Source organism: Nocardia sp. NPDC049737, assembly GCF_040674755.1.
Lineage (GTDB): Bacteria > Actinomycetota > Actinomycetes > Mycobacteriales > Mycobacteriaceae > Nocardia.
Genome location: NZ_JBFANH010000008.1, coordinates 189,497 through 213,445 on the forward strand (window position 1 = coordinate 189,497; position 23,949 = coordinate 213,445).

General features: G+C 64.2%; 27 protein-coding genes, 1 other RNA gene and 4 pseudogenes. 13 read left to right on the forward strand and 19 right to left on the reverse strand.

Annotated elements, in window-relative coordinates; genetic code table 11:
* Nucleotides 1–14: 14 nt before the first annotated feature.
* The gene (locus tag AB0J47_RS13755; protein ID WP_364345062.1) at nt 15–557 is read left to right on the forward strand and encodes a thioredoxin family protein; all 543 of its coding nucleotides are present in this window, start codon (nt 15–17) and stop codon (nt 555–557) included.
* On the opposite strand, the gene AB0J47_RS13760 is transcribed toward AB0J47_RS13755, so the two are convergent.
* Together AB0J47_RS13760 and AB0J47_RS13765 are read right to left on the reverse strand one after the other, a co-directional pair.
* On the reverse strand, nt 554–844 hold the full coding sequence (locus tag AB0J47_RS13760) for a hypothetical protein (protein WP_364345216.1): 291 nt from the start codon (nt 842–844) through the stop codon (nt 554–556). The genes AB0J47_RS13755 and AB0J47_RS13760 overlap by 4 nt on opposite strands.
* Nucleotides 845–957: 113 nt before the next feature.
* On the reverse strand, nt 958–2,118 hold the full coding sequence (locus AB0J47_RS13765) for an MFS transporter (protein ID WP_364345064.1): 1,161 nt from the start codon (nt 2,116–2,118) through the stop codon (nt 958–960).
* 83 nt (nt 2,119–2,201) lie between these two features.
* On the opposite strand from AB0J47_RS13765, the gene AB0J47_RS13770 reads away from it, so the two are divergent.
* Entirely contained in the window at nt 2,202–2,645 is a 444-nt protein-coding gene (locus AB0J47_RS13770; RefSeq protein ID WP_364345066.1) for a MarR family transcriptional regulator, read from the forward strand.
* 27 nt (nt 2,646–2,672) lie between these two features.
* A complete protein-coding gene (locus tag AB0J47_RS13775; protein ID WP_364345068.1) occupies nt 2,673–3,275 on the forward strand; it encodes a TetR/AcrR family transcriptional regulator in 603 nt (200 codons plus the stop codon).
* A gap of 3 nt (nt 3,276–3,278) precedes the next feature.
* Here AB0J47_RS13775 and AB0J47_RS13780 read toward each other — a convergent pair whose 3' ends face one another.
* The 3 genes from AB0J47_RS13780 to AB0J47_RS13790 form a co-directional block, all read right to left on the reverse strand.
* The gene (locus AB0J47_RS13780; RefSeq protein ID WP_364345070.1) at nt 3,279–3,644 is read right to left on the reverse strand and encodes a hypothetical protein; all 366 of its coding nucleotides are present in this window, start codon (nt 3,642–3,644) and stop codon (nt 3,279–3,281) included.
* 91 nt (nt 3,645–3,735) lie between these two features.
* The gene (locus tag AB0J47_RS13785) at nt 3,736–4,449 is read right to left on the reverse strand and encodes a helix-turn-helix domain-containing protein (RefSeq protein ID WP_364345072.1); all 714 of its coding nucleotides are present in this window, start codon (nt 4,447–4,449) and stop codon (nt 3,736–3,738) included.
* Nucleotides 4,450–4,546: 97 nt separating this feature from the next.
* Nucleotides 4,547–5,455, reverse strand: a complete 909-nt coding sequence (locus tag AB0J47_RS13790; RefSeq protein WP_364345074.1) for an NADP-dependent oxidoreductase — start codon at nt 5,453–5,455, stop codon at nt 4,547–4,549.
* 249 nt (nt 5,456–5,704) lie between these two features.
* Here AB0J47_RS13790 and AB0J47_RS13795 point away from each other — a divergent pair.
* Nucleotides 5,705–6,139: pseudogene (locus AB0J47_RS13795) on the forward strand (Rieske (2Fe-2S) protein); the annotation flags it as partial.
* 144 nt (nt 6,140–6,283) lie between these two features.
* Nucleotides 6,284–6,544 (forward strand): annotated as a pseudogene (locus AB0J47_RS13800) (Rieske (2Fe-2S) protein); the annotation flags it as partial.
* Nucleotides 6,545–6,628: 84 nt separating this feature from the next.
* Here AB0J47_RS13800 and AB0J47_RS13805 read toward each other — a convergent pair.
* The 3 genes from AB0J47_RS13805 to AB0J47_RS13815 all read right to left on the reverse strand — a co-directional run bounded on the left by AB0J47_RS13805 (nt 6,629) and on the right by AB0J47_RS13815 (nt 9,338).
* Entirely contained in the window at nt 6,629–7,537 is a 909-nt protein-coding gene (locus AB0J47_RS13805) for an EamA family transporter (protein WP_364345076.1), read from the reverse strand.
* Nucleotides 7,538–7,576: 39 nt separating this feature from the next.
* Entirely contained in the window at nt 7,577–8,881 is a 1,305-nt protein-coding gene (locus tag AB0J47_RS13810; RefSeq protein ID WP_364345078.1) for a glycosyltransferase 87 family protein, read from the reverse strand.
* Nucleotides 8,882–8,945: 64 nt separating this feature from the next.
* Nucleotides 8,946–9,338, reverse strand: a complete 393-nt coding sequence (locus AB0J47_RS13815; RefSeq protein WP_364345080.1) for an ankyrin repeat domain-containing protein — start codon at nt 9,336–9,338, stop codon at nt 8,946–8,948.
* A 111-nt stretch (nt 9,339–9,449) separates the two neighbouring features.
* On the opposite strand from AB0J47_RS13815, the gene AB0J47_RS13820 reads away from it, so the two are divergent.
* On the forward strand, nt 9,450–9,647 hold the full coding sequence (locus AB0J47_RS13820; RefSeq protein ID WP_364345082.1) for a hypothetical protein: 198 nt from the start codon (nt 9,450–9,452) through the stop codon (nt 9,645–9,647).
* 144 nt (nt 9,648–9,791) lie between these two features.
* Here AB0J47_RS13820 and AB0J47_RS13825 read toward each other — a convergent pair whose 3' ends face one another.
* On the reverse strand, nt 9,792–10,655 hold the full coding sequence (locus AB0J47_RS13825) for a helix-turn-helix transcriptional regulator (protein ID WP_364345084.1): 864 nt from the start codon (nt 10,653–10,655) through the stop codon (nt 9,792–9,794).
* Between the two features lie 102 nt (nt 10,656–10,757).
* On the opposite strand from AB0J47_RS13825, the gene AB0J47_RS13830 reads away from it, so the two are divergent.
* Nucleotides 10,758–11,507 carry an SDR family oxidoreductase gene (locus tag AB0J47_RS13830; protein WP_364345086.1) on the forward strand — a complete coding sequence of 250 codons (750 nt, stop codon included), beginning with the start codon at nt 10,758–10,760 and terminating at the stop codon, nt 11,505–11,507.
* Between the two features lie 54 nt (nt 11,508–11,561).
* Here AB0J47_RS13830 and AB0J47_RS13835 read toward each other — a convergent pair whose 3' ends face one another.
* Nucleotides 11,562–12,461: an aminoglycoside phosphotransferase family protein gene (locus AB0J47_RS13835; protein WP_364345088.1), complete on the reverse strand. Its 900-nt coding sequence runs from the start codon at nt 12,459–12,461 to the stop codon at nt 11,562–11,564.
* A 328-nt stretch (nt 12,462–12,789) separates the two neighbouring features.
* On the opposite strand from AB0J47_RS13835, the gene AB0J47_RS13840 reads away from it, so the two are divergent.
* A complete protein-coding gene (locus AB0J47_RS13840) occupies nt 12,790–12,918 on the forward strand; it encodes a hypothetical protein (RefSeq protein WP_364345090.1) in 129 nt (42 codons plus the stop codon).
* Nucleotides 12,919–13,164: 246 nt separating this feature from the next.
* On the opposite strand, the gene AB0J47_RS13845 is transcribed toward AB0J47_RS13840, so the two are convergent.
* The 3 genes and pseudogenes from AB0J47_RS13845 to AB0J47_RS13855 all read right to left on the reverse strand — a co-directional run bounded on the left by AB0J47_RS13845 (nt 13,165) and on the right by AB0J47_RS13855 (nt 15,334).
* Nucleotides 13,165–13,515 carry a hypothetical protein gene (locus AB0J47_RS13845; protein ID WP_364345092.1) on the reverse strand — a complete coding sequence of 117 codons (351 nt, stop codon included), beginning with the start codon at nt 13,513–13,515 and terminating at the stop codon, nt 13,165–13,167.
* Between the two features lie 385 nt (nt 13,516–13,900).
* Nucleotides 13,901–14,038 (reverse strand): annotated as a pseudogene (locus AB0J47_RS13850) (FAD-dependent monooxygenase); the annotation flags it as partial.
* An 18-nt stretch (nt 14,039–14,056) separates the two neighbouring features.
* The gene (locus AB0J47_RS13855) at nt 14,057–15,334 is read right to left on the reverse strand and encodes a serine hydrolase domain-containing protein (RefSeq protein ID WP_364345218.1); all 1,278 of its coding nucleotides are present in this window, start codon (nt 15,332–15,334) and stop codon (nt 14,057–14,059) included.
* Between the two features lie 251 nt (nt 15,335–15,585).
* On the opposite strand from AB0J47_RS13855, the gene AB0J47_RS13860 reads away from it, so the two are divergent.
* The 3 genes from AB0J47_RS13860 to AB0J47_RS13870 all read left to right on the forward strand — a co-directional run bounded on the left by AB0J47_RS13860 (nt 15,586) and on the right by AB0J47_RS13870 (nt 18,514).
* Complete coding sequence (locus AB0J47_RS13860) at nt 15,586–16,020, forward strand: hypothetical protein (protein ID WP_364345094.1); 435 nt, start codon at nt 15,586–15,588, stop codon at nt 16,018–16,020.
* A 467-nt stretch (nt 16,021–16,487) separates the two neighbouring features.
* Entirely contained in the window at nt 16,488–17,687 is a 1,200-nt protein-coding gene (locus tag AB0J47_RS13865) for a cytochrome P450 (protein ID WP_364345096.1), read from the forward strand.
* Between the two features lie 23 nt (nt 17,688–17,710).
* Nucleotides 17,711–18,514, forward strand: a complete 804-nt coding sequence (locus AB0J47_RS13870; RefSeq protein WP_364345098.1) for a hypothetical protein — start codon at nt 17,711–17,713, stop codon at nt 18,512–18,514.
* A 288-nt stretch (nt 18,515–18,802) separates the two neighbouring features.
* Here AB0J47_RS13870 and AB0J47_RS13875 read toward each other — a convergent pair.
* A pseudogene (locus AB0J47_RS13875) lies at nt 18,803–20,325 on the reverse strand (ISL3 family transposase).
* A gap of 116 nt (nt 20,326–20,441) precedes the next feature.
* Here AB0J47_RS13875 and AB0J47_RS13880 point away from each other — a divergent pair.
* A complete protein-coding gene (locus AB0J47_RS13880) occupies nt 20,442–20,681 on the forward strand; it encodes a hypothetical protein (protein WP_364345100.1) in 240 nt (79 codons plus the stop codon).
* Nucleotides 20,682–20,916: 235 nt separating this feature from the next.
* Nucleotides 20,917–21,066, forward strand: a complete 150-nt coding sequence (locus AB0J47_RS13885; RefSeq protein ID WP_364345102.1) for a hypothetical protein — start codon at nt 20,917–20,919, stop codon at nt 21,064–21,066.
* Between the two features lie 35 nt (nt 21,067–21,101).
* Here the strand turns inward: AB0J47_RS13885 and AB0J47_RS13890 are convergent, their stop codons facing one another.
* From AB0J47_RS13890 to smpB, 5 genes are all read right to left on the reverse strand, one after another.
* Nucleotides 21,102–21,431, reverse strand: coding sequence for a helix-turn-helix transcriptional regulator (locus AB0J47_RS13890; RefSeq protein ID WP_364345104.1), 330 nt, complete (start codon nt 21,429–21,431; stop codon nt 21,102–21,104).
* Complete coding sequence (locus AB0J47_RS13895; RefSeq protein WP_364345106.1) at nt 21,428–21,796, reverse strand: type II toxin-antitoxin system RelE/ParE family toxin; 369 nt, start codon at nt 21,794–21,796, stop codon at nt 21,428–21,430. Before AB0J47_RS13895 ends, AB0J47_RS13890 begins: the two co-directional genes overlap by 4 nt.
* Before the next feature lie 176 nt (nt 21,797–21,972).
* Nucleotides 21,973–22,343, reverse strand: a transfer-messenger RNA (tmRNA) gene (gene ssrA, locus AB0J47_RS13900).
* Between the two features lie 254 nt (nt 22,344–22,597).
* Nucleotides 22,598–23,461 (reverse strand): DMT family transporter, encoded by an 864-nt coding sequence (locus AB0J47_RS13905; RefSeq protein WP_364345108.1) that lies wholly within the window; start codon nt 23,459–23,461, stop codon nt 22,598–22,600.
* Nucleotides 23,458–23,931, reverse strand: coding sequence for an SsrA-binding protein SmpB (smpB, locus tag AB0J47_RS13910; RefSeq protein WP_227996102.1), 474 nt, complete (start codon nt 23,929–23,931; stop codon nt 23,458–23,460). Before smpB ends, AB0J47_RS13905 begins: the two co-directional genes overlap by 4 nt.
* Nucleotides 23,932–23,949: the final 18 nt, after the last annotated feature.

Sequence of the window (23,949 nt, forward strand, 5' to 3'; positions counted from 1 at the left end):
GATGGAGGCACCTCATGTCGGTCCAATCCCTGATGGTCCCGATCGGAACACCCGCTCCGGAATTCAGTCTGCCCGACCTCGACGGTCACCTGCATGCCCGCGCCGACTATGCGGACGGGTCCGGGCTACTGGTCGTCTTCGCCTGCAACCACTGCCCGTATGTGCGACACCTCGAGTCGAAGCTCGGCGAGGTGCTCGGCACACTGACCATCCCGACCGTGGCGATCTGCACCAATGATGCCGACGCCTACCCGGATGACGCGCCGGAACACCTACGGGCCCAAGCCGATCGCGCCGGTTGGAAGTTTCCCTACCTGATCGACGAAACACAGCAGGTGGGCCGAGATTTCCGCGCCGCGTGCACACCGGACTTCTTCCTCTACGACGCACGCCTCGAACTCGCGTACCGCGGCGCCTTCGACGAATCCACCCCCGGCAACGGTAAACCGGTGACCGGCAACGAATTACGCGCCGCCGTCGAGGCGGTACTCACCGGAGCACCCGTGCCCGAGCCGCACCGGCCGAGCATGGGTTGCTCCATCAAATGGCGTGCCTAGCTGCCGATTACGGCATTCATGATGGTGCCCGCGCTGGTCGCGACGACGCCGCCGATCATGGCTCCGGCCACCATCTTCGGCGACTGCAGGCCACCACCGGACCACTTCTCCCAGGCGAACCGACCGCCCGCGTAGGTGATGGCGGTAATGCCCGCGAGCAGGATGAACCAGGTGAAATAGCGGACCATCTGCAGGATCTTGTCCGCGAGGGGCGGCGCCTCCGGTGTCGGATTGCCGAGTTGGGCCAGGACTGCTCCATACGTGTCATGTGCCGCGGCGAGAATCATGCTCACAGTCGTACCCCTCTTCTGATATCGGCGACGCTGGTAAGCGTCTAGCCAGATAATAGCGGCTCAACTCGAGACAGATTGTGCAGCAATCGGATTCAACGACATACCGGTCAGCTCGATTCCACCGCGGGCTTGCGATCACGCAGCAGCATGTACAGTGCCATCGCCGAGCCCGATACCGTGAGGACAGCGGCTATCGGATAGATCGAACGCAGCCCCGGTCCGTCATCGATGGCCCAGCCGCCGATGCGGCCCGCGCATGCGGCGGCGAGTTGGAATCCGGCGGCATTGACCGCGATCGCCAGTGTGGGTGCCCCGCCCGCCGAGGTCACGACCCGGGTCTGCATACCGGGAATGATCGCGAAGGCTAGCACACCCAGTACGAAAATCATTGCCACCGTAATCAATTGAATATCGGCGACTCCCCACAGCAACACCAGCGTGCCCGCCAGGGCTGCGAGCAGAACGGCCAGCGATGGCATCAGCGCCCTATCGGCCAGCCGTCCACCGAGATAATTGCCGAGCACCGCGCCGACTCCGTACACCAGCAGCAGCGCGGGAACCACCCCCGCCGCGAAGCCGCTCACCTCGGCGAGCAGCGGGGTGAAGTACGTAAAGACCGTCACCACACCGACATTGCCGAGCGCGGTAAGCGCAATCGCCAATTGCACACGGCGATCGGCGAATACGCGCAGCTCGCCGCGCACCGATCCGCTCGACAGCGCGGGCATCGTCGGCAGGAAACGCAGCACAAGCAGTAGCGCGACCGCCGCGCACAACGCAACCGACACGAATGTCGCACGCCAGCCGAAAGTTTGGCCGATAGCCGCGCCGATCGGAGTGCCGCCGACAATACCGAGATTCATGCCGAGTGCCACCTGCGCCACCGCCGATGCCTCGCGGCCGGGTTCGGCCGTCGAGATGACCGCCGCGATGGCGACGGCGAAAAACGTTGCCACCACGAGTCCCGCGGCGAATCTGGCCAGCAGCACGGTCGAATAGTTCGGTGCGAGAGCCGAGCCCAGATTCGCGACGACCGCCACCGCGACCAAACCGACCACCAGTGGTTTGCGCGGCAGCCGCGCCGTCGCCGCGGTCACCACCGGCCCGCCGACGATCATGCCGAGCGCATAGGCACTTACCAGCAGACCCGCCGCGGGCACCGATACCGCGAGTCCACCCGCCACCTCGGGCAGGATTCCGGCGATCACGAATTCGCCGGTGGTCAGGCTGAAGACCACCAGCATGAGCGCAAAGACAGCAGGACGCATACATTCACTCCCCAGATAGTGACAACTCAAATGATTTGAACTAGAACTATCACAGTTCGAAGCATGGCACTAGACTCGGCGGCATGAAGGAGCAGGCACCACCGAATCTCGCCGTGGATACCGAGATCGACCGCGATGTCTGCAAGCTGGTACATCAGTTCACCCACCGCCTCGACGTGCATGTTCGCCGCGTCGCCGAGACGTTGGATATGACGCCGTCGCAGGTCATCGCCCTGCGCGAACTGTCGGAGCCGATTACCGCGCGCGAATTGGCCACCAGAATGTCGTGCGAGCCGTCGAACGCGACCTTCGTGCTGGACCGCCTCGAACAGCAGGATCTCGTTCGGCGACAACCACATCCGACCGACCGACGCGCCAAGCAGATCGTGCTGACGGCAGCCGGGGAGCGGCGGCGCGCCGAGGCGCTCGACCTACTCGGGGCGCAGTCGCCACTGACCTCGCTCACCGCCACTCAGCAGCGAACTCTGCGCGATCTATTGCACGCTATGGTGACGCCGGTTGATTAGCTATACGGTCGGACGTACTCTTTGGTTATGACTACAGAGGACAAGCGCCTGCTGCGCGGTGCCCGGAGTCGCCAGCTCGTATTGCGCCAGGCAGTCGACACGGCCTCCCTCGATGGTCTCGACGGTTTGAGCTTCGGCAAGTTGGCGACCGATACCGGGCTCAGCAAAGCGGGGGTGCAGACCCTGTTCAAGACCAAGGAGACGCTGCAACTCGCGGCGCTCGATTTCGCCCGCGATATGTTCGTCGATGCCGTCATCCAGCCCGCCCGCGCACAACCGCATGGGGTGGCACGACTTCGCGCCCTGATCGAACACTGGATCGTCTACGCGCAGACACCGCTGTTCGCGGGCGGCTGCTATCGGGTCGCGAATATGGCGGAGTTCGACAGTCGCCCCGGCCCGGTGCGCGCTGCCCTGGTGCGCGATCAGCGCGACTGGATAGCAACCATGGCGCGCGAACTCCGGTATGCCGTCGATGCGGGCGAAATCGCCGATTTGGATATCGATCTCGCCGCCTTCCAGATCGACGCCGTCCTCTGCGCCGCCAATACCGCACTGCGCCTCGGCGAAGCCGATGCGGTGTCCAAGGTCCGCCGAGTTGTCGAAAGCTTTCTTATTCCGGCGAGCTAGGTATCAGGGGCAGTCGGCGGTTTGTTGCAGCTCGATCCTGATGCGGTCGTCGCTGAGGATGAGGGTGCCGTCACCGGTGGTGGTCCATGTGGGCGCGAGCAGCAGGAATTCGGTGAGCCAGGAGTCCTGGGCGGCGAATTCCCGAGGGTAGGACAGCACGGTGGAGAACGGGGATCGGGTTTTCAGGACGCCGCTGTCGGGATCCACCTCGAACATCACGGTATTGGCACCCGCGTGGGCGGAGAGGCGGCGGGTTTCGTCGACGAACCACAGGGTGATCCGGGTGCCGCGGACCAGGAATCGCGGTCGGCCATTCTCGGTGACGGATGAGGAGACGTAGCGGTGGCCCCAGAGATCGGAGTCTTGCATCGGTGGATCGGCCCTTCAGCGTTCGACAGCCCATCTATCCTGGTTCGCCCGCCGAGCATGCAGGAACGGCCCGGTCCACTGAACGAACCGATCAGCGAAGATTCTTCTCGATTTCACGGGCGGTATGTGCGACCAGACCGGGCAGATTCGGCGGAAACTGTTGGGCCAGAGAGATACAGCCGATCGCGGCCGCATCACACCTGCCCGGTTGACGGATAGCCGCTGCGGCACAACATATCCCGGCGATCAGCTTGTGATGGTCGACGGAAACCATTCCGGCGTCGACGATTCCGGAGCAGACACGCTGCCATTCCGCGGCCGAATATGTCGGTGGCGGGACAGTATTGTCGGCGCGTCCCGCGAACAGCACCTGTGCCAGCGCGGTGCGGTAGACCAACTCCGGATCCGCGGTGGTGTTGACGAAGAACTCCGCACCTTTGATCCCGGAGACCATGCGAACCTCGCCCGCGTCGAGAATGCACACCGCGACAGTCGAATTCGTTAATGCGGACAATACCCGGGCCGGTCGTTGCGCGGCCCGGCGCAGGATCGGCGCCGCCTGCCAATGCCGCCCGAGCTCCGCCATCCGCTCGCCGACGAAATACCGCTGCTCCACTCGCTGTACGGCACCGAGCGCCACCAATTGTTCGGTCAACCGATATGCGGTGGCCTTCGCCAATCCGGTGGTGCGGGCCAGTTGCGAGAGTCCACAGCCCTCCGGTGCCGCCGAAATGGCCTCCAGGATCTGGAAACCGGCATCGAGCACACCGCGGCCCGTTCCGTCCGCCGATGGACTACCGGCCATCGCGCCCGTCCTCCTCTTTGCCGCGGCTCCGATCGGCACACGGCAAGAAAAGATGGTACGCCGGTTGTCGTTCGCAACAAGGCGTTCCGGGACGGGGTCAGCTCACGTTGAGGACGACCTTGCCTGGGCCACGCCCTTTTTCGCTCTCCTCCTGTGCGGCCGCCGCGCGCTCGAGCAGGAAGGTCCGCGCCGGGCCCGGCAGCCGAAACGCACCACTGGCGACCCGTTCGGCGACCTGGTGGAGGAGTTCGGTCGGCCGCTGGGCACCGCTACCGGCGAGGAAAGTGATGCCGAGTTCGCGGGCTGTCGGGTCGACGATCGTCACGATCCGGTCGGTGCCGCCGCGCAATTCGATGGCGGCCGGCAGCACACCATATCCGGCCGCATCGAAGACCGCGTCGATGCCATTGGGCGCGAGTTCGCGCACGCGCTCGACCAATCCGACGCCGTAGGTGATCGGCGTGGCGCCGAGTTCGCGCACAATATCCTGATTGGCCGCGGATGCGGTGCCGATTACGGTGGCCCCCTCGGCCGCGGCCAGTTGCGCCGCCATCGACCCCACCGCACCGGACGCACCGTTGATCAACAGTGTTTCGCCCGGCTGTATTTTCAGTGCCGCCAATGACTTCTCCGCTGCCGATACCGCGACCGGGAGCGATGCGGCATCCGGCCAGGACAATTCCTCGGGTTTCTTCGCAACGGCGTTGCTGAGGGTGTATTCGGCATACGCCGCGACCGCCCAGCCGAGTACCTCGTCGCCGACCGCGACCCCGGTGACATCGGGACCGACCGCATCGATCACACCCGCGATCTCACCACCCGGATACTGCGGAAACACCGGTTCGCCGAAAGATAATGCGCCAGAACGGATCTTCCAATCCACCGGATTCACCGCAGTGGTTCGCACCGCCACCCGGACCTGGCCCGGGCCCGGTTCCGGGATCGGGATGTCGACGATCTGCAGTACGTCCGGACCGCCGAATTCGTAGAACGCAATCGCCCGCATCATTCCAGCCTACGGGTCACACCGCGCGCCTATGGGTAGCGCCGCCGAGTTTCTCAGGAGAGTCTCATCGAACACCTACCTCTGGTCTCAGAACTGTTCTGTTCAATGGCCGGTGGCTGCCCCGCCCGGTCCGGTCTCACCCGGGCGGTAGGCAGCGCCAACCTCGGCAAGAATCCGAAACGACCTCGAACCGAATCGGCGGCCATCTCGTAACACCTACAACAACGAGCCGACAACGCCGAGGTCCCGATGAGCGTCGAACACGTCAACCGTCGAACAATCGTCATCGGAGCAGGGGCGGCGGCAGTTGTCGCGGCCTGTTCTACGAGCGAAACCTCCTCGAACCAAGCCACTTCCACTGCCACCGCGGTGCCGAGTTCGTCGAGTTCGGTCGCCGCCGCGCCGTCCGCGGAACCGACGCCGCCCCCGACCGAGGTGCAGGCCGGGCCGGAACCGGTTCCCGGCACCGCGCTTACCCGCACCTCCGATGTGCCGATCGGTTCCGGAGTGCTACTCGGCGATACCGTCGTCACCCAGCCGAGTCCCGGTAATTACCAAGCCTTTTCGGTGATCTGCACGCATGCGGGCTGTGCGGTTGGCACGATCAGCGGCGGCACCATCAACTGTCCTTGTCACGGTAGTAAATTCAATCTCGACGGATCCGTGGCCACTGGTCCGGCCACTCAGCCGCTCGCCGCGCGCACCATCTCGGTTCAGGGCGAATGGATCGTCGCGGGCGCGTTCGCACCGCTACCCGCCACCCATCAACAGGTCCCGGAACAACCCGCACCTGCGCCGCGGGTCGAGGAGGGCGCACCGGAGAACGCCATCGCCCGCGCCTCAGATGTACCGGTCGGCTCGGGCCTCATCCTCGGCGACACCGTGGTGACCCAACCGAATCCCGGTAATTACCGGGGCTTCTCAGTGATCTGCACACATCAGGGCTGTGCCCTCAACGAAATCGCGGGCAGCACCATCAACTGCCCTTGTCACGGCAGCAAATTCAATCTCGACGGGTCCGTCGCCACCGGTCCGGCCAACGAACCGCTGTCACCCCGCGAGGTATCCGTACAGGGCGACTGGATCGTCGCGGGCGCACCGGCGACACCGCCGGTGATCAAGCCGTGGTGGTGCGAAATCCCGATCTTCGCCCCGGGTAGTGCAGGGTGCTGACTATTTCCGCCGCGCTGTGCGGGTCGCTCCGATGGAGGCCGCCACCACGCAGATGACGCCCGCCCATTGCGCCGCATGCATGATCTGGCCGAGGACGATCAGTCCGGCGAGTGCGGCGGCCGCCGGTTCCAGGCTCATCAGCACGCTGAAGACGCGCGGTGGAATGCGCCGCAACGCTTCGAGTTCCACGGAATACGGCAGCACCGACGACAACATCGCGACCGCGAAACCGGCGGCGAGGACCGACGGCTGGAACAACGTCGCCCCCGCGTCGGCAATGCCCACCGGGACCATGAGCACACCGCCGAAGGCCATCGCAATGGCCAATCCCCCGCCGCCGCTGGTCCGGTCACCGAGTGCGGCGCTCAGCAGAATGTAGCTCGCCCACAGGGCTCCCGCGGCCAACGCGAACAGCACACCCGACCAGCCGACATCACCGCCCGCCTTTGTCAGCAGCAGCACGCCGCCACCGGCGAGCACCGCCCACACCGGATCGGTCCATCGCCGCGAGCCCGCCAGCGCGACGGTGAGCGGCCCCAAGAATTCGAGGGTGACCGCCATACCCAGCGGAATCCGGTCGATGGCCTGATAGAAGCACAGATTCATGGAGGCGAGCACGGTGCCGTAGCCGAGCACGACAAGTAGCGCGCGCCGCTCGATTCGCAGCGAGGACCGCCAGATGACCAGCAGCACTACTCCGGCGAAGAACAGGCGCAGCGTGACCGCCCCCGCAGCACCGGTGGCAGTGAACAGCTGTTTGGCCAGCGCCGCACCGACCTGCACGCTGACGATCCCGATCAGCACCAGTGCCGTCGGCGGCACCCCGCCGAGCCCGCGCGCGTGCACCGCGCGCAGGGGCGTCAGCGGCCACGCCGGCTTCGGATTCCGTTCGATATCGATCGCGACCACGCGGCACCCTCCGTCCAAAACCCGGCATCCCAGAAATGGTCAGGCCGCCGGGCGAGGACCTGCCAGATCGACTAGATCGACATCCTTCGACGCGCGATCGCGTTCGCCCACTTGCGACTTCGTCCGCCTGCTGGCAACGAGGTACGCAACCACCAGCAAAACGCTCAACCACACGTAGGTATTCCCCCACAGGTGTTGCCAAGGGGTCCAAGCCAATTCGCGGCGATTATCGCCGGGCAGCCAATTCTGCGGCCCGTAGACGAATGCTGCCGTGGTGAGGACGATTGCCACATACCAGCCGATCGCCCGGCCGCGCGGCAGTGTGGTCGCGTAACAGACCATCGCGAACAGCGCGGGCGCGATCATCACCCAGTGGTGCGACCAGGAGATCGGCGAGACCAGCAGCGTGAAGACGGCGTTGATCGACAGCGCGAGCGCGGGCACCTCGGCGGCGTGACGCATGGCCGGGACCACCAGCGCGAGCAGCGCCGCACTCAGCAGCAGCCACAGCACGGTGAACAGCGGCTTCTCCACGCCGAAGCGGGCGAGCACGGCCTGGATCGACTGGTTGGTATGGAAGGACGAGCCGCTGAGCCCGGAGACATTGCCGAGTCCGCCGAACCAGTAGTTGACCGATTCCTTGGGCAGGATCGCGAAGCTGAGGGCGGTCGCCACCGCACCGGTGATCGCGGCCGTGATCGCGGCGCGATAGTCCCGGCGCACCAGGAAATAGAGGACGAACGCGGCCGGCGTCAGCTTGATCGCGGCGGCCACGCCGACCAGCATGCCGCGCCGCCACTTCGGCTTCGCGGTCAGTGCGTCGGCCGCGACCAACACCATCAGCAGCAGATTCACCTGTCCGAAGTCCAACGTCGAGCGGACCGGCTCCAAAAGCATGGCCAGCGGGGTCGCGCAGGAGGTGGCAAGTAGCGCAAGAGGTAATCCGCCACGCTCGGGCCAGCGCCGCCGCGCGACCAGATACAGCGTCACGGCCAGCGCGAGCGTCGAGGAGATGAAGAAGGTGAACGCCGCGGCGTCCCACGGCAGCAGTGCGAACGGGCTCAGCACCAGCGCGGCGAACGGCGGATAGATGAATGGCAGGCCGATACCGATGGTGGTCTGCGGCAGCTGACCGTACATATCCGCGCCGTCGCGCAGCGCCTCGATACCGAGCCGGTACACCTGCAGGTCGATGAACCCACCGGTGATCCGGTGGAAGGGCCACAGTGGCGCCAGCAGGCACCAGGTGACGAAGGCAACGAGCAGCACCGGCACCAGCCACACCGCGCGCCCGAATCGTCGGTTCACGGGCTTGGACCTATCTGGGGTGGTGACACTACTCATCCGCGGCGACTATACCGATCCGCCCGAACGCAGCCGAATCGGCGTTCGGGCTCATGCCAATCGGTCACGCCCCGAACAAGCTCAACAGATCGTTCTTGCCGAACATGGCGGCCGCGGCCCGCGCGGACGGTGTCCCGGCATCCGGATCCGCACCGGCGGCGAGCAGAGCGCGCAGGATCTCGGTCTCGCCCTTGAAGACGGCACCGGCCAGCGGTGTCTGTCCCTTGTCATTGGCGCGGTTCGGGTCGGCATCGCGGCCGAGCAGCACCTGCACCGCGTCCTGATGACCGTGGTAGGCGGCCAGCATGAGCAGCGTGTCGCCGTTGTCGTTGGTGAGGTTCACCGGGACACCGGCATCGAGGTACGCCGTGAGCTGCTCGGCATCGCCATGCCGAGCTAGATCGAAGATCTTGGTGGCGAGTTCGATCAGGTCCGCGTCCGTCTCGTCATTGCCCATCTGCCAGTCCTACCACTCGAGGCGCGTCGGAGACGGCAGTTGTCACGGAATGATTCGGCCTGTCGCGGTCGATAACAGTTTCATAACTCGGCAATCGGGTAATCAGCGAACATGACAGTGACGCACAAGCGAATTCACCGGCGGGCCGGTGTCGATCGCGGAACCGCGCTGCTGGCCTCGGCAACCTGCCTGATTTTCGTGGCCGGCATCGCCACCATCACCCGTTCCTTCCCGACCAGCGCCGCGGCCGCTGGATGCATCGCGGCCGGATTGGCCGTGACACTCGGCATCCTGCCGCACAGTCGTTAGCCGATCCACCAGAACGTCGACTCCCCTACCTGATACGGCAGGCTTGCTGCCGTGCGTGTACTGCTGCTCGGCCCCTTCGAAGTCCGCGATGACCAGGACCGACCGCTCCGGATCGCCGGGGTTCGTCGCGCGACCAAGACTGAATCAGTTATCGGAATCGGCTGGTACGGAAGTGGGTTCGGGCACCGCACCCGCGACGATCATGCCCAGTAGCGCGAGCGCGCGCTCATCGGCCGAATCCAGCTCGGCGTGATAGGCGATGAGGATCTGACCCGGAGCACCGTTCACGGCAAAGGTTTCGTACGACAGCGTGAGATCGCCGACCAGCGGGTTGCGAAAATGTTTGACGCCTGCGGTTTTCGCCCGCACGTCATGACGGGCCCACAGCCGCCGGAAATCCTCGCTCTTCAGCGTCAGCTCTCCGACAAGTTCGGTCAGGCGTGGATCGTCGAGATCGGTGCCCGCGGTGGCACGCAGACTGGCAACGGTATCGGCGGCAATGGTGGGCCAGTCGGCATAACACTCACGCGCCTGGGGGTCCAGAAAGATCGCCCGCACCATATTGACGCCCTTGGCCGAACAGGAATTGACCGCGGTGGCCAGTGGAGTCGCGGCGAGCACATCCATATGTCGGCCCAGGACCAATGCGGGCGTATTCGGCCAGGAATCCATTAGGCGCAGCAGCCCGGGCGCAACCCGCTCGGGCCGTCGCGTTGCCCGCCTGCGCCGAGCCGTCGGCCGTGCCAACTCGCGCAGATGCGCGACCCCCTCCTCGTCCAACGCGAAGACCCGGGCCAATGCCTCGACAACCTGCTCGGACGGATGCTTATCGCGTCCCTGCTCCAGCCGCACATAGTAGTCGGCGCTCATACCCGCCAGCATGGCCACTTCCTCGCGACGCAGCCCGGCTACCCGCCGTTGCCCGCCGGCCGGAATCCCGAACTCCTCCGGACGCGCTAGTTCGCGGCGGGCGCGCAGGAATACGCCCAATCGGTTCTCGGAGTCCATGTACCCGAGGGTAGGACAACCTGGTCGGACCTGGGTGGCCCTGCGACTACCAGGAAGTCCGCAGCCTGGCGGATGGCCGCGGCGGATACGAACGTGGTGTTCATGACAAATAACCTCGAAGGCCGCACCGCGGTCGTCACCGGTGCGTCCAGTGGTATCGGCGCCGCCACTGCCCGACAGCTCGCACACAATGGCGCACGGGTGGCCCTGCTCGGCCGCCGTAAGGATCGGATCGAAGAACTGGCCGCCGAGATCGGTGGACCGACCCTCGCGGTGGTCGCCGATGTGGTCGATCAGCGATCCGTGCGCGATGCCGCGGCGACGGTGCGCGCTGCATTCGGCCCGGTCGATCTGGTGGTCGCGAATGCGGGCGTCATGCTCGCCGCGCCGTTCGAAGCCGCTGACACCGACGAATGGGATCAGATGGTCGGCACCAATATCAACGGATTGCTCTACACCGGAAGAGCTTTCATCGATGACCTGCTCGCCGCGGCACGCGACGGCCGCCGCGCGGATCTGGTGCATGTCGGCTCGATCGGCGGACACACCGTATTCCCCAACTACGGCGTCTACACCGCGACGAAGGCCGCGGTTGCCCATCTCACCCGCAATCTGCGCGCGGAATTCGGCCCGCGCGGTGTCCGGGTGAAGAATATCGAACCCGGTTTCGTCGAGACCGAACTCGGCGCGGGTATGCGCGATGAAGAACAGCGCACTGGGCTCACCCAGTGGCGCAGCGAACTCGAAATCCTGGGTTCGGACGATATCGCCGATGCGATCGCCTACGCCGTCGCCGCACCGCCGCGCGTCAATGTGGCCGAGCTCATCGTCGTGCCGACCCAGCAGGGCTGAACCCGATGCGGCGGACGCCCTCCCGGACCTCCGCCGCTCGGCATCGCAAGCGCGTTAGGACAGCGCTGTCCACCCGTCCCACACCCGTGGGCCGATATCGCCGCGCACACAGGCCAGTCGGAGATCCGCCTGCTCCTGGTACTCCGAATTCGCGGCCGCCGCCTGCGCGGCCATGGTGGCCATCCGGAACTCCCGGATATCACGCAGCAGATAGAAGCCGTCCCAGCGCATCACATCACTGCCGTAGGCCCGGCAGTACTCGCCGTACTGCGCATCGGTGATCCAGCCGAACGAGGCGCATTCGATCGCCGCATGCACCAGATCCCATTCCGGCGGACCGAACGACAACAGTCCGGTATCGAGCAGAATCACGCTGTCGTCCGCCGCGACAACCGCATTGCCGCTCCACGCGGCGCCGTGGATGACGCACCACGGTCGTCCGGTCGGCAGCGCGGCCCAGCGACCACGTAGTTCCGCCAAATGCCTACGCATCCAGGATCTGTCGTCAGTGCTCATGGTGTGCGCGGCGTCGATGCGTTCATCGAGTCCGACGAAGGGCGCCACCTGTCCGATTTCCATATCGGTCGGCGGCGCGAGTCGGTGCAATCGGGTCAGCGCCGCGGCCACCTCCGCGGGTGTGCCCGCGCGGTGCTGCGGCAACTCATGCCAGAACGTCACCGGGCGACCGTCCACCACTACCGGCTGCGGAATGTCGGAAACCGCCTGTGCCACTGGGATTTCGGCGGCGGTCAACCATCGGGCGACATCGACTGCGCGCTTGGCGGCACCCTGCTGTCCGGGCGCACCGATCCGCGCTATCACACCGCCGGGCAACCGATAGTCGATCTCCCCGGTCACTCGAAGTAGTTGGGCGTCTGCGGAATTGATGCCCACGCCCGCGCAGGCGTCCCGCAGAATCGACCACGTACCGTTACCGAGCCGCATCGCGGTCATTTTCCCATGGTATCGGTTCGATCTGACGAATTGCATTGATTCACAACCAATCTGATGTATCAACCACCACATCGACCAGAGGGCGCCCATAGGCCGCGGTCTTGCATGCCCGGCAACCAGGTTGTTCGGATCGGCTCGAGGTCCAGGTGGTCAGCGAGGCGGGGCCGGCCCATCTCGGGCGAGTACTACCGCAGTTCCACCGCGATTCATTGGCCGGCCCAGTGCGAAATGATCAGGTGCACAGTCTGGTAACCGTAGGCAATCTGATCTATCTGGTGCATTCGCTGGCGGCGCAGCACAGCTCAGAGGCTACGCCGATGGAGGCGCGATGAGAACCCTGATCGCCGATCTCGGACCCGCCGAACAGCGCGGCATCATCGCCGCCATGCTCGCTGAGCCGCAACGCGGTTCCCGGGCACTGCCTCACAACCAGTCGAAACTTCTTGGGCCCGAGTGATACTCACCGCTCACCGCGCTCGCACTTGACCACGGTCGAATAACTCGGTCGCATACGTCGAACAGTTGGCATCCCGCACACAGTTCTTTTAGTGCCGCTTCCAGATAGCTTGCCGCGCCACCCGCTCCGACCGCTCGCAGGGCTGTCATATGACAGTCGATGCGGCGTGGGCGACCACCCTTCGACTGCCTTCGACGGAACCCCTCGAACCAGGCTCGATACGGCAGGGGCTGTTTGGACGCGGCACTAGCCTGATTCGCCTGGGTCGATCATGAACGAGGCACTTCGCCCGCGTGCGTCGAGCCGCCCATCACCCCAACTCGCACTGCCGTAGGCGTCGACTTCGATGGCGTATGCGCCCTCGGCCAATTCCGCTGGCAGTTGCACCGATGCCGACGGCCGTCGGTCCACGAGGTCCAGGTACATCCGCTCCGGATCGCCACCCAGTGTCACCAGGAAGATCCGCGCGTACTCGAACTTCTTGCGGGCGGCCGATGCGTTGGCGGCCGACCACGTAATGTCGAGCAATCGACGCGCGGTATCGGTGAATTCGACGGTGACTCGCAACGTCCCCGCCAGCCCGGCCTGGTACCGCACGGCTTCCTCCTCGTCTGCCCGCTACGTCGCATTATCTGCCGGGACTGGTCGTCGGCGCGTAAATTCCGGTTTCCATGCGCTGACCGTCATGATCGCCGTCGCTACTGTCTCCGGCGGCTCGGATCACAACCACGGAGCATAGGATTCGGCTGTCTCGCACACAGACAGCCCGGGAGCCGCGCCGATCGTGGACATCGCCCGCGCAAAATGACCGCCCCCAAATGTTCGCGCCGAGCCTGTCCGGATACACCAAATGAGCGCGGAGTCTTCGAGGACTCCAAGTTCTGGAATCCCACCGCATTCATGCACAGCGGCAGTATGAACAGCACGGTTCCCGACGTCGCGCCACTGTTCCGCAACAGGCTCAAATACGAATGTCGATTTCACCAACGGCTTTCGCATACTGGGGCGATTCCAGTACCGGGTCGATGATCCGGCACGACACTCCCCTGCGGCGCAACTCGATCGCGGTGGTCAGTCCGATCGGGCCTGCGCCCGCGATGAGTACGGCGGTCTCATCCATCCGGCATCACTCGTACTGTCATCGACCGGTCGTCGTTGTTTCGGTGGAACTGCTCGTCGGGCTCGTAGTCGCTTTGCCCGGCAGGGCATCAGCACCGTAGAAGGTCGGCAGCATGCCTTTGACCAGCACCAGGGCGGACCCCTCACCCGACGGAACTGCCGCGAGGTTCGTGGTGACCACGATCGTGAGGTCCGATGCCGGGTCATGGCCCATGAAGGTCATGAAACCCGGGAGCTGACCGTCGTGTCCGATCAGGTGCGTACCGAAACGCACGATGCCGAGACCGTATCCGGCCTGCTCCGGATTGGCCGGATCGATCGGCTGAATGCTGTCCACCCGAGTCTTCTGCATCTTCGCATCGAGCAGGCCACCGCCGACGAGCGCCTTCACATAGGTCGCCATATCGTCGGCCGTCGAGATCGCGCCACCGGCTGTCCACGCCCAAGACACGTTGATATTTGTTTGGTTGCTCGGTTTCAATGTGCCCGCGAAGGCCTCGGCTTGTTCCGCGGGAGGAAGAGCGTAGGTGTCGATGGTGGAAACGTTGGTGCCGAAGGCATAGCCCTGGGGATGCGGATTCGGAATCGAGGAGTCCGTGGCCGCGGGCAGTGATGTGTGCTTCAGGCTCAGCGGTTCGAAGATACGCTTCTGGAAACTCTCGGCGGCCGTCGTTTTCGTGAGCTTCTCGATGACCAGGCCGAGCAGGATGAAGTTGGTATTGCTGTACTCGAACTTTTCCCCGGGTTGGAAGTTCACCGGGTGCGCGAACGCGATGGCCAGCAACTCCTCCGGTGTCCACACCTTCTGCGGCTCGTTGTCGAGCGCGGCATTGAACTGCGGGTCGAACGTGTAACTGTATAGCCCGCTGCGCATTTCGTTCAGCTGAGCAATCGTGATCCGATCGCCGTTCGGCACGCCGGGCCAATACTTGTCGATGGGGTCGTCCAGCGAGAGCTTGCCATCCTGCGCCAACTGCAGGATGACCGTCGACGTCATCGTCTTCGTATTGCTGCCGACCCGAAAATAGTCGTCAACCGTCATCGGCTCATTCGAGTCGATGGTTCGAGTACCGAATGCCGCAGTCCAATTGCCTTGCTTCGGCGATTTGACAACCACAACAGCACCCGGAATGACGTTGTCCTTCATCAACGTGGTTATCACCGGCCGAAGAGCGGCGGCATACGCGGGCTCGGCCCCCGGCGAGGTCGATTGCGTGGAAGTTCCGGTGGAGTCCGTCGACGTTCCGCAGCCCGTGACGAACAACAGCCCGGCTGCCATGCACGCGGCGATACCCATCCTGTGTCCCATAACGCTCCGTTCGCGGTTTGCTGGAACGTGGCTATGTAGCGCGGTGCAACACTAACTCCGCGCGACGCGGTTTCGGACGGGAATACCGGGCTCCGTCAGCTCGGACCGTCCGATCCTCGGCACTCTGAACATCAGATTCTCGGCGCGGCCTGCGCATATGTGATCCGCGTCTCAGGTACCGTGCGACGACCTACACCGGGCCATGAGGGGCTCGGTCGGCACAGCGAAAGGCAGGCATGATGGGCGGACTCTCGCGCGGCGCGGCCGGTGTGGCGCTGGCGGCGGCGTGTCTGACAGTACCGACAACCTTTGCACCCCAAGCGAATGCGGCGATCGCCCCAACACTGTCGGTAACGATGACCGGCCCGGCACTCGGCGCTACCAGTGTTGCGGCGGTCGGCTGCGGGCAGACTGCGCAGGCGAGGGTGCAGCGTCCCGACGGCACCCCGGTGCAAAGCGGTGTCGTCGAATTCACCAGCCGCCTGCCCGGCCTCGGCGGCAACATCGTCGGCACCGTCCCGGTCTCCAACGGCACCGCAAGCATCCTCTGGATTCCGGATATCGCGGGCCAGCACATCGTCAGCGCCGTCTACTACGACGGTCTTCCCGACTACCAACCAGCAGCCGGGTACACCAACGTCACCGCGTTGAACCTCGGCGGCGTCTGCGTGTAGTTCCGAACGATCAACCGAAACAACGAAGGCCCGGTCCATGTGGACCGGGCCTTTCGTGGGCCTAACGCTTCACAACTCGAACCCGCTGACGGTCGCAGGGCTGGCGATTCGAATCACGCCGGTAGGTACTCGGCGGATGTGAGCGGTCGTGTGCCAGGGGCGCGCCGCGGGCCAGGCCGTAAGCGGCCAGAAAGCACGCCATCGACCCCATCAGACGTTCACCAACCGCGTTCGACGCACGATACTTCGAATCGGCTGCTGTCAACGCGGCGCGGAACGAGTGGCACGAAATTCCCTTGGACAGTACGCTTCTCGAAGTTTGCAGCAGTGGTTCGGCGACCGAAAGCAGGGATGCGCTGAAGACCGCGTCCCCAGAACAGCACACACGAACATCTGGAGCTCCATTCTTGAGTACGCCACAGTCCCGACTGGACACCCCGGCCTGTCCAGTCGTCCACGGCTCGCCGATGGCTACCGAAGGTCCAAGGGTGTCGCTGTACTCATCGGAATTCGCCGCGGATCCGCACCGTGTTTACGACGAAATGCGAAGACAATACGGCTCTTTGGCTCCGGTTGAGCTGGCGCCGGGCGTGCCGGCCACATTGGTGGTCGGGTATGACACCGCGCTGCGGATCCTCAACGATCCCGAGCACTTCCCTGTCGATCCGCGCACCTGGCAGCAGAACATCCCGGCCGACTGCCCCGTCCGGCCGCTTATGGAGTGGCGTCCCACCGGGAGTCGAAACGACGGAGCGGTCCTCCAGCGCTACCGGCAGGCAATCACCACGAGTATCAACGCGGTAGATCTATATGCTCTCGATGCCACCGTGGAGAAGATCGCCATCCCGCTGGTCAACACCTTTTGCCAGGCCGGTACAGCCGATCTGATCAGTCAGTACGCGTTACCGCTCGCATTCGCGGTCACCGATGCTCTGCTGGGCTGCCCGCCGGAGATCGGACAGCGGGTCGCCGCAGGCATGGCCGCGATGTTCGAGGGGATCGATGCCGAGGACGGCAACAAGATGATCGTCGAGGCGCTGCTGGAACTGCTGGCCCTCAAACGGACCCATCCTGGCAACGACATCACCTCGCTACTACTGCGGCATCCGGCCGAACTCGATGAACTGGAGATGATCCACCAACTGAACAGCGTCTACGGCGCCGGGATCGAACTGCAACAGAACCTGATCGGCAACACCCTGCTGCTGATCCTCACCGACGAACGTTTCGGTGGAAGTGTCGTCGGCGGGAACCTATCCACCCGAGACGCCTTGGACGAAGTCTTGTTCAACAACCCGCCGCTGGCAAACCTCCTCACCACCTATCCCCGTCAGCCGATCCTCATCGACGACGTCTGGCTGCCCGCGCACCAGCCGATCCTCATCAGCATGGCCGGCTGCAACAACGACCCCGCGATCCGGACCGAGAATCACACAGGCAATCGCTCGCATCTGGCGTGGGGCATCGGCCCACACGCCTGCCCCGCGCAGTCGCTGGCCTACCTGCTCGCTCAAAACGCCATCGATCAGCTTCTCGATGCGCTGCCCGAGATCCAGCTGGCCATACCGGCCGACGCACCGACCTGGCGGCCTGGCCCCTTCCACCGGTCCTTGGCGGCTCTACCGGTCACCTTTCCCCCCTCTGCTCCGTTGAACGGACTCAGATAGAGGAGCTGGCTGAACTCGGCAGAATGGCCCAAGGCGAGGACGAGTCAGACGCCGTGCTGGCGGTACGCCAGCTACAGGACCGCTATCCATTGTGGTACTCGGCTTCACTCTCCTCGCTGTCAGACGATCTCCGTGGGCGGTTTATCGAGCAGTTCGAGGCCAGATATCCGAACGCAAGTCCCAGGATCAAGCAATTCATTGCCTACCCCAGAAAGCCGTGGGCACTGTACAACTCCGTTCCCCGCTTCCTGAAGAGCCATGGCCGATGGCAACACTCACTGAAGCAGAGCTACGAGGAGCCCTTGCTTGAACAGCGCCGTCTGCTGTTGGAAGCCAAAGGGCGGCTAGCCATCAATCCCGAAGTCCACGACACGATGAATCAGCTGACCGAGCTGTTTCGCCGACTCCCACCTGCTTTGGCCATTATGGAACGCCCGAATCGTCGCGGCCCCGGCCTCATTACCGTGTCGGACGAGTATGACCTTCAGAAGATCCTGCATGCCGTGCTCCGGCTTCACTTCGATGACGTAGAGCCGGAGGAGACAACCCCACGCAGAGCAGGCGGCTCGTACCGTATTGACTTCGTGCTACGTCAGGAACAGGTGGCGGTCGAAGCAAAGATGACCCGGCCATCGTTGGGAGCGAAGGAGATTCGGAGCCAACTCATCGACGACATGTTCGGCTATCGAGGGCAAGCGAACGTCGCCGCGCTGGTCGCGGTGATCTACGACCCAACTCGGCGAATCGACAACCCAGCCGGATTCGAGCACGATATCAACACTGACGACCCCGAACTCCCAGTCCGTGTTGTCGTAGCTCAGGGCTGACTCATCCAGCAGACCTACAGGTTCCGGCCTGCCGCGCACTTGGTGGCGGGATGCGTCGATCGCTCCGAGGAACCCAGGAGCACCTATCCACTCCTGCGGCGCAGGGTCTCTCGGCCGTTGCCCCGTCGCCACCGTGCACGCCAGCACTCCGACCGTCCACTCGCCTCACCAGACCGACTCCAACCCGGGTCAGGCAGGTTGGATAAGTACCGATTATATTGGGCTGCAATGGTTTCAACCGGGACTGTCAGATGAACGGCTTTGGCTCACTTCCGGTGGTCGCTGGGGCTATGCCAGCAGGATGCGGTGTCGGAGCAGTTGGAAGCTGGCTCGGCCATACATTTGTCGTTTGATCAGTTTTCGTGTTGACGCCCTCGATCGGGCCGTTGCTGTAGGGCAGGGTCAGACCAGCGATTGCAGCGTCGTGGTCTTGGTCGAGTCCGCGCAGAAACGGGTCGAGTTCGGTCAGCCCGGCCTCTCGGACCTGTTTCATCCACGTGTCGAGATCAGTGCCACGGCGCTCGACGAGGATCGCCGCGAACTCGCCGACGAGTCTGGCCAGATCCGTCATCTCCGGAGAGGATGCGAGAAGTTCGTCCAGGTGAGCGCGGCGCCCGGTGGGCAGATCGGTGGGCCGGCTCATGATCCAGGAGGTCAGCCGCCGTGGCGAGGGACTGAGTCGCTCGCTTTCGGCACGGCCCTGGTTGAGGTATTTGTGCAGCAGGTTGAGGCCGCCGGTGTAGCCGAGGGCCTTGATCTCGTTGAACAGGTGCAGCACTGGGACACCGGGTTGCTCTGCGCGACGTCGGCGGAGGTGGTCGCGGTAGGGGTCGACCAGGCAGGATCGGTATTGCGGCGGGCGGCGAAGCTGGTCGGGCTCGGCCGCTCGGGCGTAGCGCTTCACCGTGTTCAGCGACAACCCCAGCCGCCGTGCGCAATCGAGCAATCCGACTCCCTGATCGAGCAGGTTGTGCACCGCGTGCCAACGCTCCAAAGTGGTCGTCTCGCGGACCAGCGTCTGCCGTTTCGGCCCCACGGCCGCCCAGCATCGACCGTGTGCGGCCACAACCTTCTCCACTGACCGGGCCAGCCCGTGCCACAGATGCCAGCGGTCGCTGGCTTGCACCGCGCCGGGCAGGGCCCGCCGGATGGCCTCGGCGTAGGTGGCCGATCCGTCGCGCACGACGACCTCGACGGCGGGGTTATTGCGCAACCACGCCTCGAGTGTCTCGGACTTCCGGTCACCGAGGACGTCTATCCGTTCGTGGGTGACCGCGTCGATCAGCACTGTGCCGTAACGGTTTCGGCGACGCAGCGCGAAGTCGTCCACATTTACCACGCGAGGAACCGGCCGGTGCGGCAGCGGGATGCGTAGCAGCATCCGCACTGCGGTGGGGCGGGACATCCGCACCGGCAACACGGTCAGCAGCCGGACCGCGGCCCGCCCGGCCAACTCGCGCACCACCGCCCGCACGTGGCAGGTCAGCCGGGCGGTGCGGCGCTGGTAGCGTTCAAGCACTCCAGGGACTTGCTCACGGAAAGTCTTGCAGCACTGCAGTGTTGGGCAGGCTAACCGCCGGATCCGCACTCGGACGACGACCAGCCGGCCGTCGATCGGCAAGTCGGAAAAGGGTCCGGTTGTGATAGCTGTGAACCCTCACCGACCCAGCGCCGCACCGCGGGCACACGGCCGGACCGGGCCCCGTCCTGGCCGACACCACGATCCGGCTGCCCTCATCGACCACGTCCTCGACAACCAGCGGCGACAACCCTGAAAATACAAGTCCGACAGCGATATTCACCTCGGCCATCGAGGCATCGTGCCCTCACCCTGCTTCAGCTACCACCGGAAGTGAGCCAGAGCCGACTATCTGACAGTCCCTTTCAACCCGAGGCTCGCGGAATCAGCGGAACCATCGTGCCTATCATGAAGGTGGTAGCGACGCCGATCGGGGTGATAATCATTACCTTGATCTTCTTGGCTCGCGCTAAGGCCAGCGTCCGCTACGCCTGCGCGAAGCTACTATTCGCCACCGGAACATCTTTCACCTCTGCACCAGGGCCTTTCCTGGATTGGGCACGCCGCGCGGGCCTGCTCAGAGTAACCGGCGCTGCCTACCAGTTCCGGCACCAGAGCTACCAGCGATGGCTCGCCAGTCACAGCTAGTTGGTGGAACTTGGTCCGGGCCTGAGCCTGATTCAAATAGTCGATGCAGAATTCACAGGCCAAACTGGAAGAAATCTAGTATCGCCGTTTGTGTTTCAGCTTCGCTTTAACGCAAACGACAACATCAGTGACTAATTCTATCGTTAGCGAGTTTTGATGAGTATCCGACCGCGAGCAGGAACTCGCCACGGGCGATCACTAGCTGGCACCAGCTTGTAGTGACCGGAGGGCTGGTATGGGAAAACAGAAAAGTAAACGGCCCAAGCGGGAACGGCAGGTCGTTGTTGTTGGCGCGCTGCGTGGTCAGCCGGATTTGAAGAAGCTGGCGCTGGCGCTCATGAGCCACGTGCAGGCACAACGCGACATTGAGGCACGGGAACGCTGAATACCGTGGGGCTAGGTGAACGTGCCCCGAACAGGCTAGGCGACCTTGACGCTCCAATCACCAACGTGAGCAACAACATCCAGGGTTCCTCCGAGCGCGGCGATGTATTCGCGAACCAAGTCCATGGACGTGATCTTGCCGTGCTCGATCTGCGACACCCTGGCCTGCGAAACCCCCATCAGCTCAGCGACCTTGGCCTGCGTCACTCCGCACTGCTTGCGGAGTTCGGCGAGCTGGTGTCCGCGCTGCTCCGCGCGCATCTGCTCGCGGCTCTCATCTCGCGCTGCGATGCGCTCAGGGGAATCCCATGTCGGGTCGATTTCGCGAGCTCGACGCTTGGTCTCTTCCCAAGACACACCCTTCATGACTCCTCCTTCGTTGCTCGGTAGTCGTTATAGCGCTGTTCGGCGAGGGGGATCGCGTCTCGGTACCAACGATTCCACTGGCCGGTCTTGTCCCCGGCAACCAGGACGATCGCCTCCCGCGTCGGATCGAAGACGAACAGCATTCTGATCTCGGAACCTGGCGGGGTTCGAGGGCGAAGTTCTTTGAGGTTGTGTAGTGCCTTGCTGGACTGGATCCGGTCGACCAAAGGTCTTCCCAGCTCCGGTCCACGCTCGGCGAGCTCGTCCAGCGCTATCTCAATCTTGTCGGCGATCATCGGCTCGTTCTTCACCAGGTCAAGGAACCAGTCGTTGACTGGCTCTAGCAGCACAATGCCCCATCGCACGAGAAGATTATAACTAATCCTTATGCCCGTCGGGGGTTCGATGCAGCCTCAGAGACGTGCTGGGAATCGAACCGCGGTCGGTGCAAATCCGCAGGTACAGGCACCGACCACCACCTGACTCGATCCAGCCATCGAAAAACGAAAACCCGCAGGTTGTTGACCTGCGGGTTCCCATCTTGTGGAGCTGCCGGGAATCGAACCCGGGTCCTCCGCCGCGTCTTCAGGGCTTCTCCGTGTGCAGTTCGCTAGGTCTCTACTCGGATCTCCGGGTCTCGCGAACAAGCTCGGATGACGATCCCAGTCGCTGTTGGATGTCCCATCCGACTCCGCGACCGAGCCGGACAGTAATTCCCTCTAGCTGATGCCAGTACCCGGGTCGAGGGACGAACCCGGACTGACAGAGACGCCTGCTACTTAGGCAGCGAGGGCGTACTCGCGCTGATTGGAATCGGCGCTTAATTGGTTGCAACGACGCTTACGGTGGTCTCTTGCCTGCACCGACACGCTTCCCCTAAATCTACGTACGCAGTCGAAACCGTTCAGCCCCGTACGTCCCGACACCTTGTCGGGCTAGTTACTTTAACACTCGGCCATGCCGCGTTCATTCCATTATCCATGCGGCGCGAATCACGCCTCCGACCTGCACGGATGCAGTCGCACCGGGGCTGGCTCCGGCCTGCTACGCGAGTCGGCCAAGATCAACGGATGCTGTGACGGCATCGGCCCGGGAACGTTCCGCCATGAGTGCGCCTTGATCTCGGCAGGTGGCGAGCTCTGATTTGCTGGATGCGTGGACGGCGATCAGGCCGCCGCGATCAATCCGACCGACGCGAGCGCCAAAACCATCCCGAACTGCTGCTGTCGCCCGACCCGCTCCCCGAGTAGGACCATCGCCAGCAGGACGGTCGCGGCCGGGTACAGCGAGCCGATCACGCTGACCAGCGAGAGCAGCGAACCGTGGAATGCATACAGCAGCGCGGCATTCGCGATGGTGTCCAGCACCGCGATATAGGCCGCCAACCGCAATGGTTCACCGCGCAGCGGTCGCAACTCCCCCGCTGATAACGCGATGAGCCAGACCATCGGACTTGCGGCGCCGCGTTGGGCCAGCAGCGGCCAGACCCCGGCGCTCGCGTGAGTTTCGTGCAGGCACACGAAGGCGAGTCCGAAGGCCGCGCCCGAGCCGACGGTGAGCAGCGCGACTTTCCTGGTGAAGCGCAGCTTTCGCCCGCCGGTTATCTCTTCGGTGACGTCATCGGGCGACTCCCGGCTCACCAGGTAAACCGCGCCGAGCGCGAACACGATGCCGGCGATGGCGAGTGGACCCGGACGTTCGCCGATCAACAGACCGACCAGCACCGGAATTCCCGCGACCAACAAAGCGGTCAACGGCGACACCACCGCCATCGGGCCGCTGGCCAGCGCGGCATAGAACCACCACACCGCTAAGCCGCTCGCGACACCGGCGGCCAGTCCCCACAGCATCGATGCGGTGTCCGGGGTTCCACCGACCAGTGGTAACAGCGCGAGGACGAATAGCGTCGACATCGGATAAGAGACGACAACGACGCGCAGGGCGGTCACCCGCCGTGACGCAACACCACCGAAGAAATCACTCACGCCATAGCCGACCGCCGCCACCAGCGCCAGTAGAACAGCGGTCAACGCATGCCTTTGATCCGCCGCCCCAATTCCCGGGTGACCTCGCGCTCAGCGGTGCGCTTGGCCAGATCCTGTCGCTTGTCGTAGTCCTGCTTACCCTTGGCGAGCGCGAGCTCGACCTTGACCTTGCCGTCGGAGAAGTACATCGATAGCGGCACCAATGTCTGGTTGCCCTCACGCGACTTGCCGACCAGCCGCTCGATCTCACGCTTGTGCAGCAGTAGCTTGCGCACCCGGCGCGGCGAATGGTTGGTCCAGGTGCCGTGGCTGAACTCGGGAATGTGCAGACCCCGCAGCCAGACCTCGCCGTTGTCGACGGTCGCGAAGGCGTCCACCAGCGAGGCCTTACCCTCGCGCAGACTCTTGACCTCGGTACCGACCAGCGCGATCCCGGCCTCGTAGATGTCCAGGATCGTGTAGTTGTGCCGCGCCCGGCGGTTGGTCGCGATGACCTTGCGCCCTTGTTCCTTCATAACGGTCAACTCTAGGTG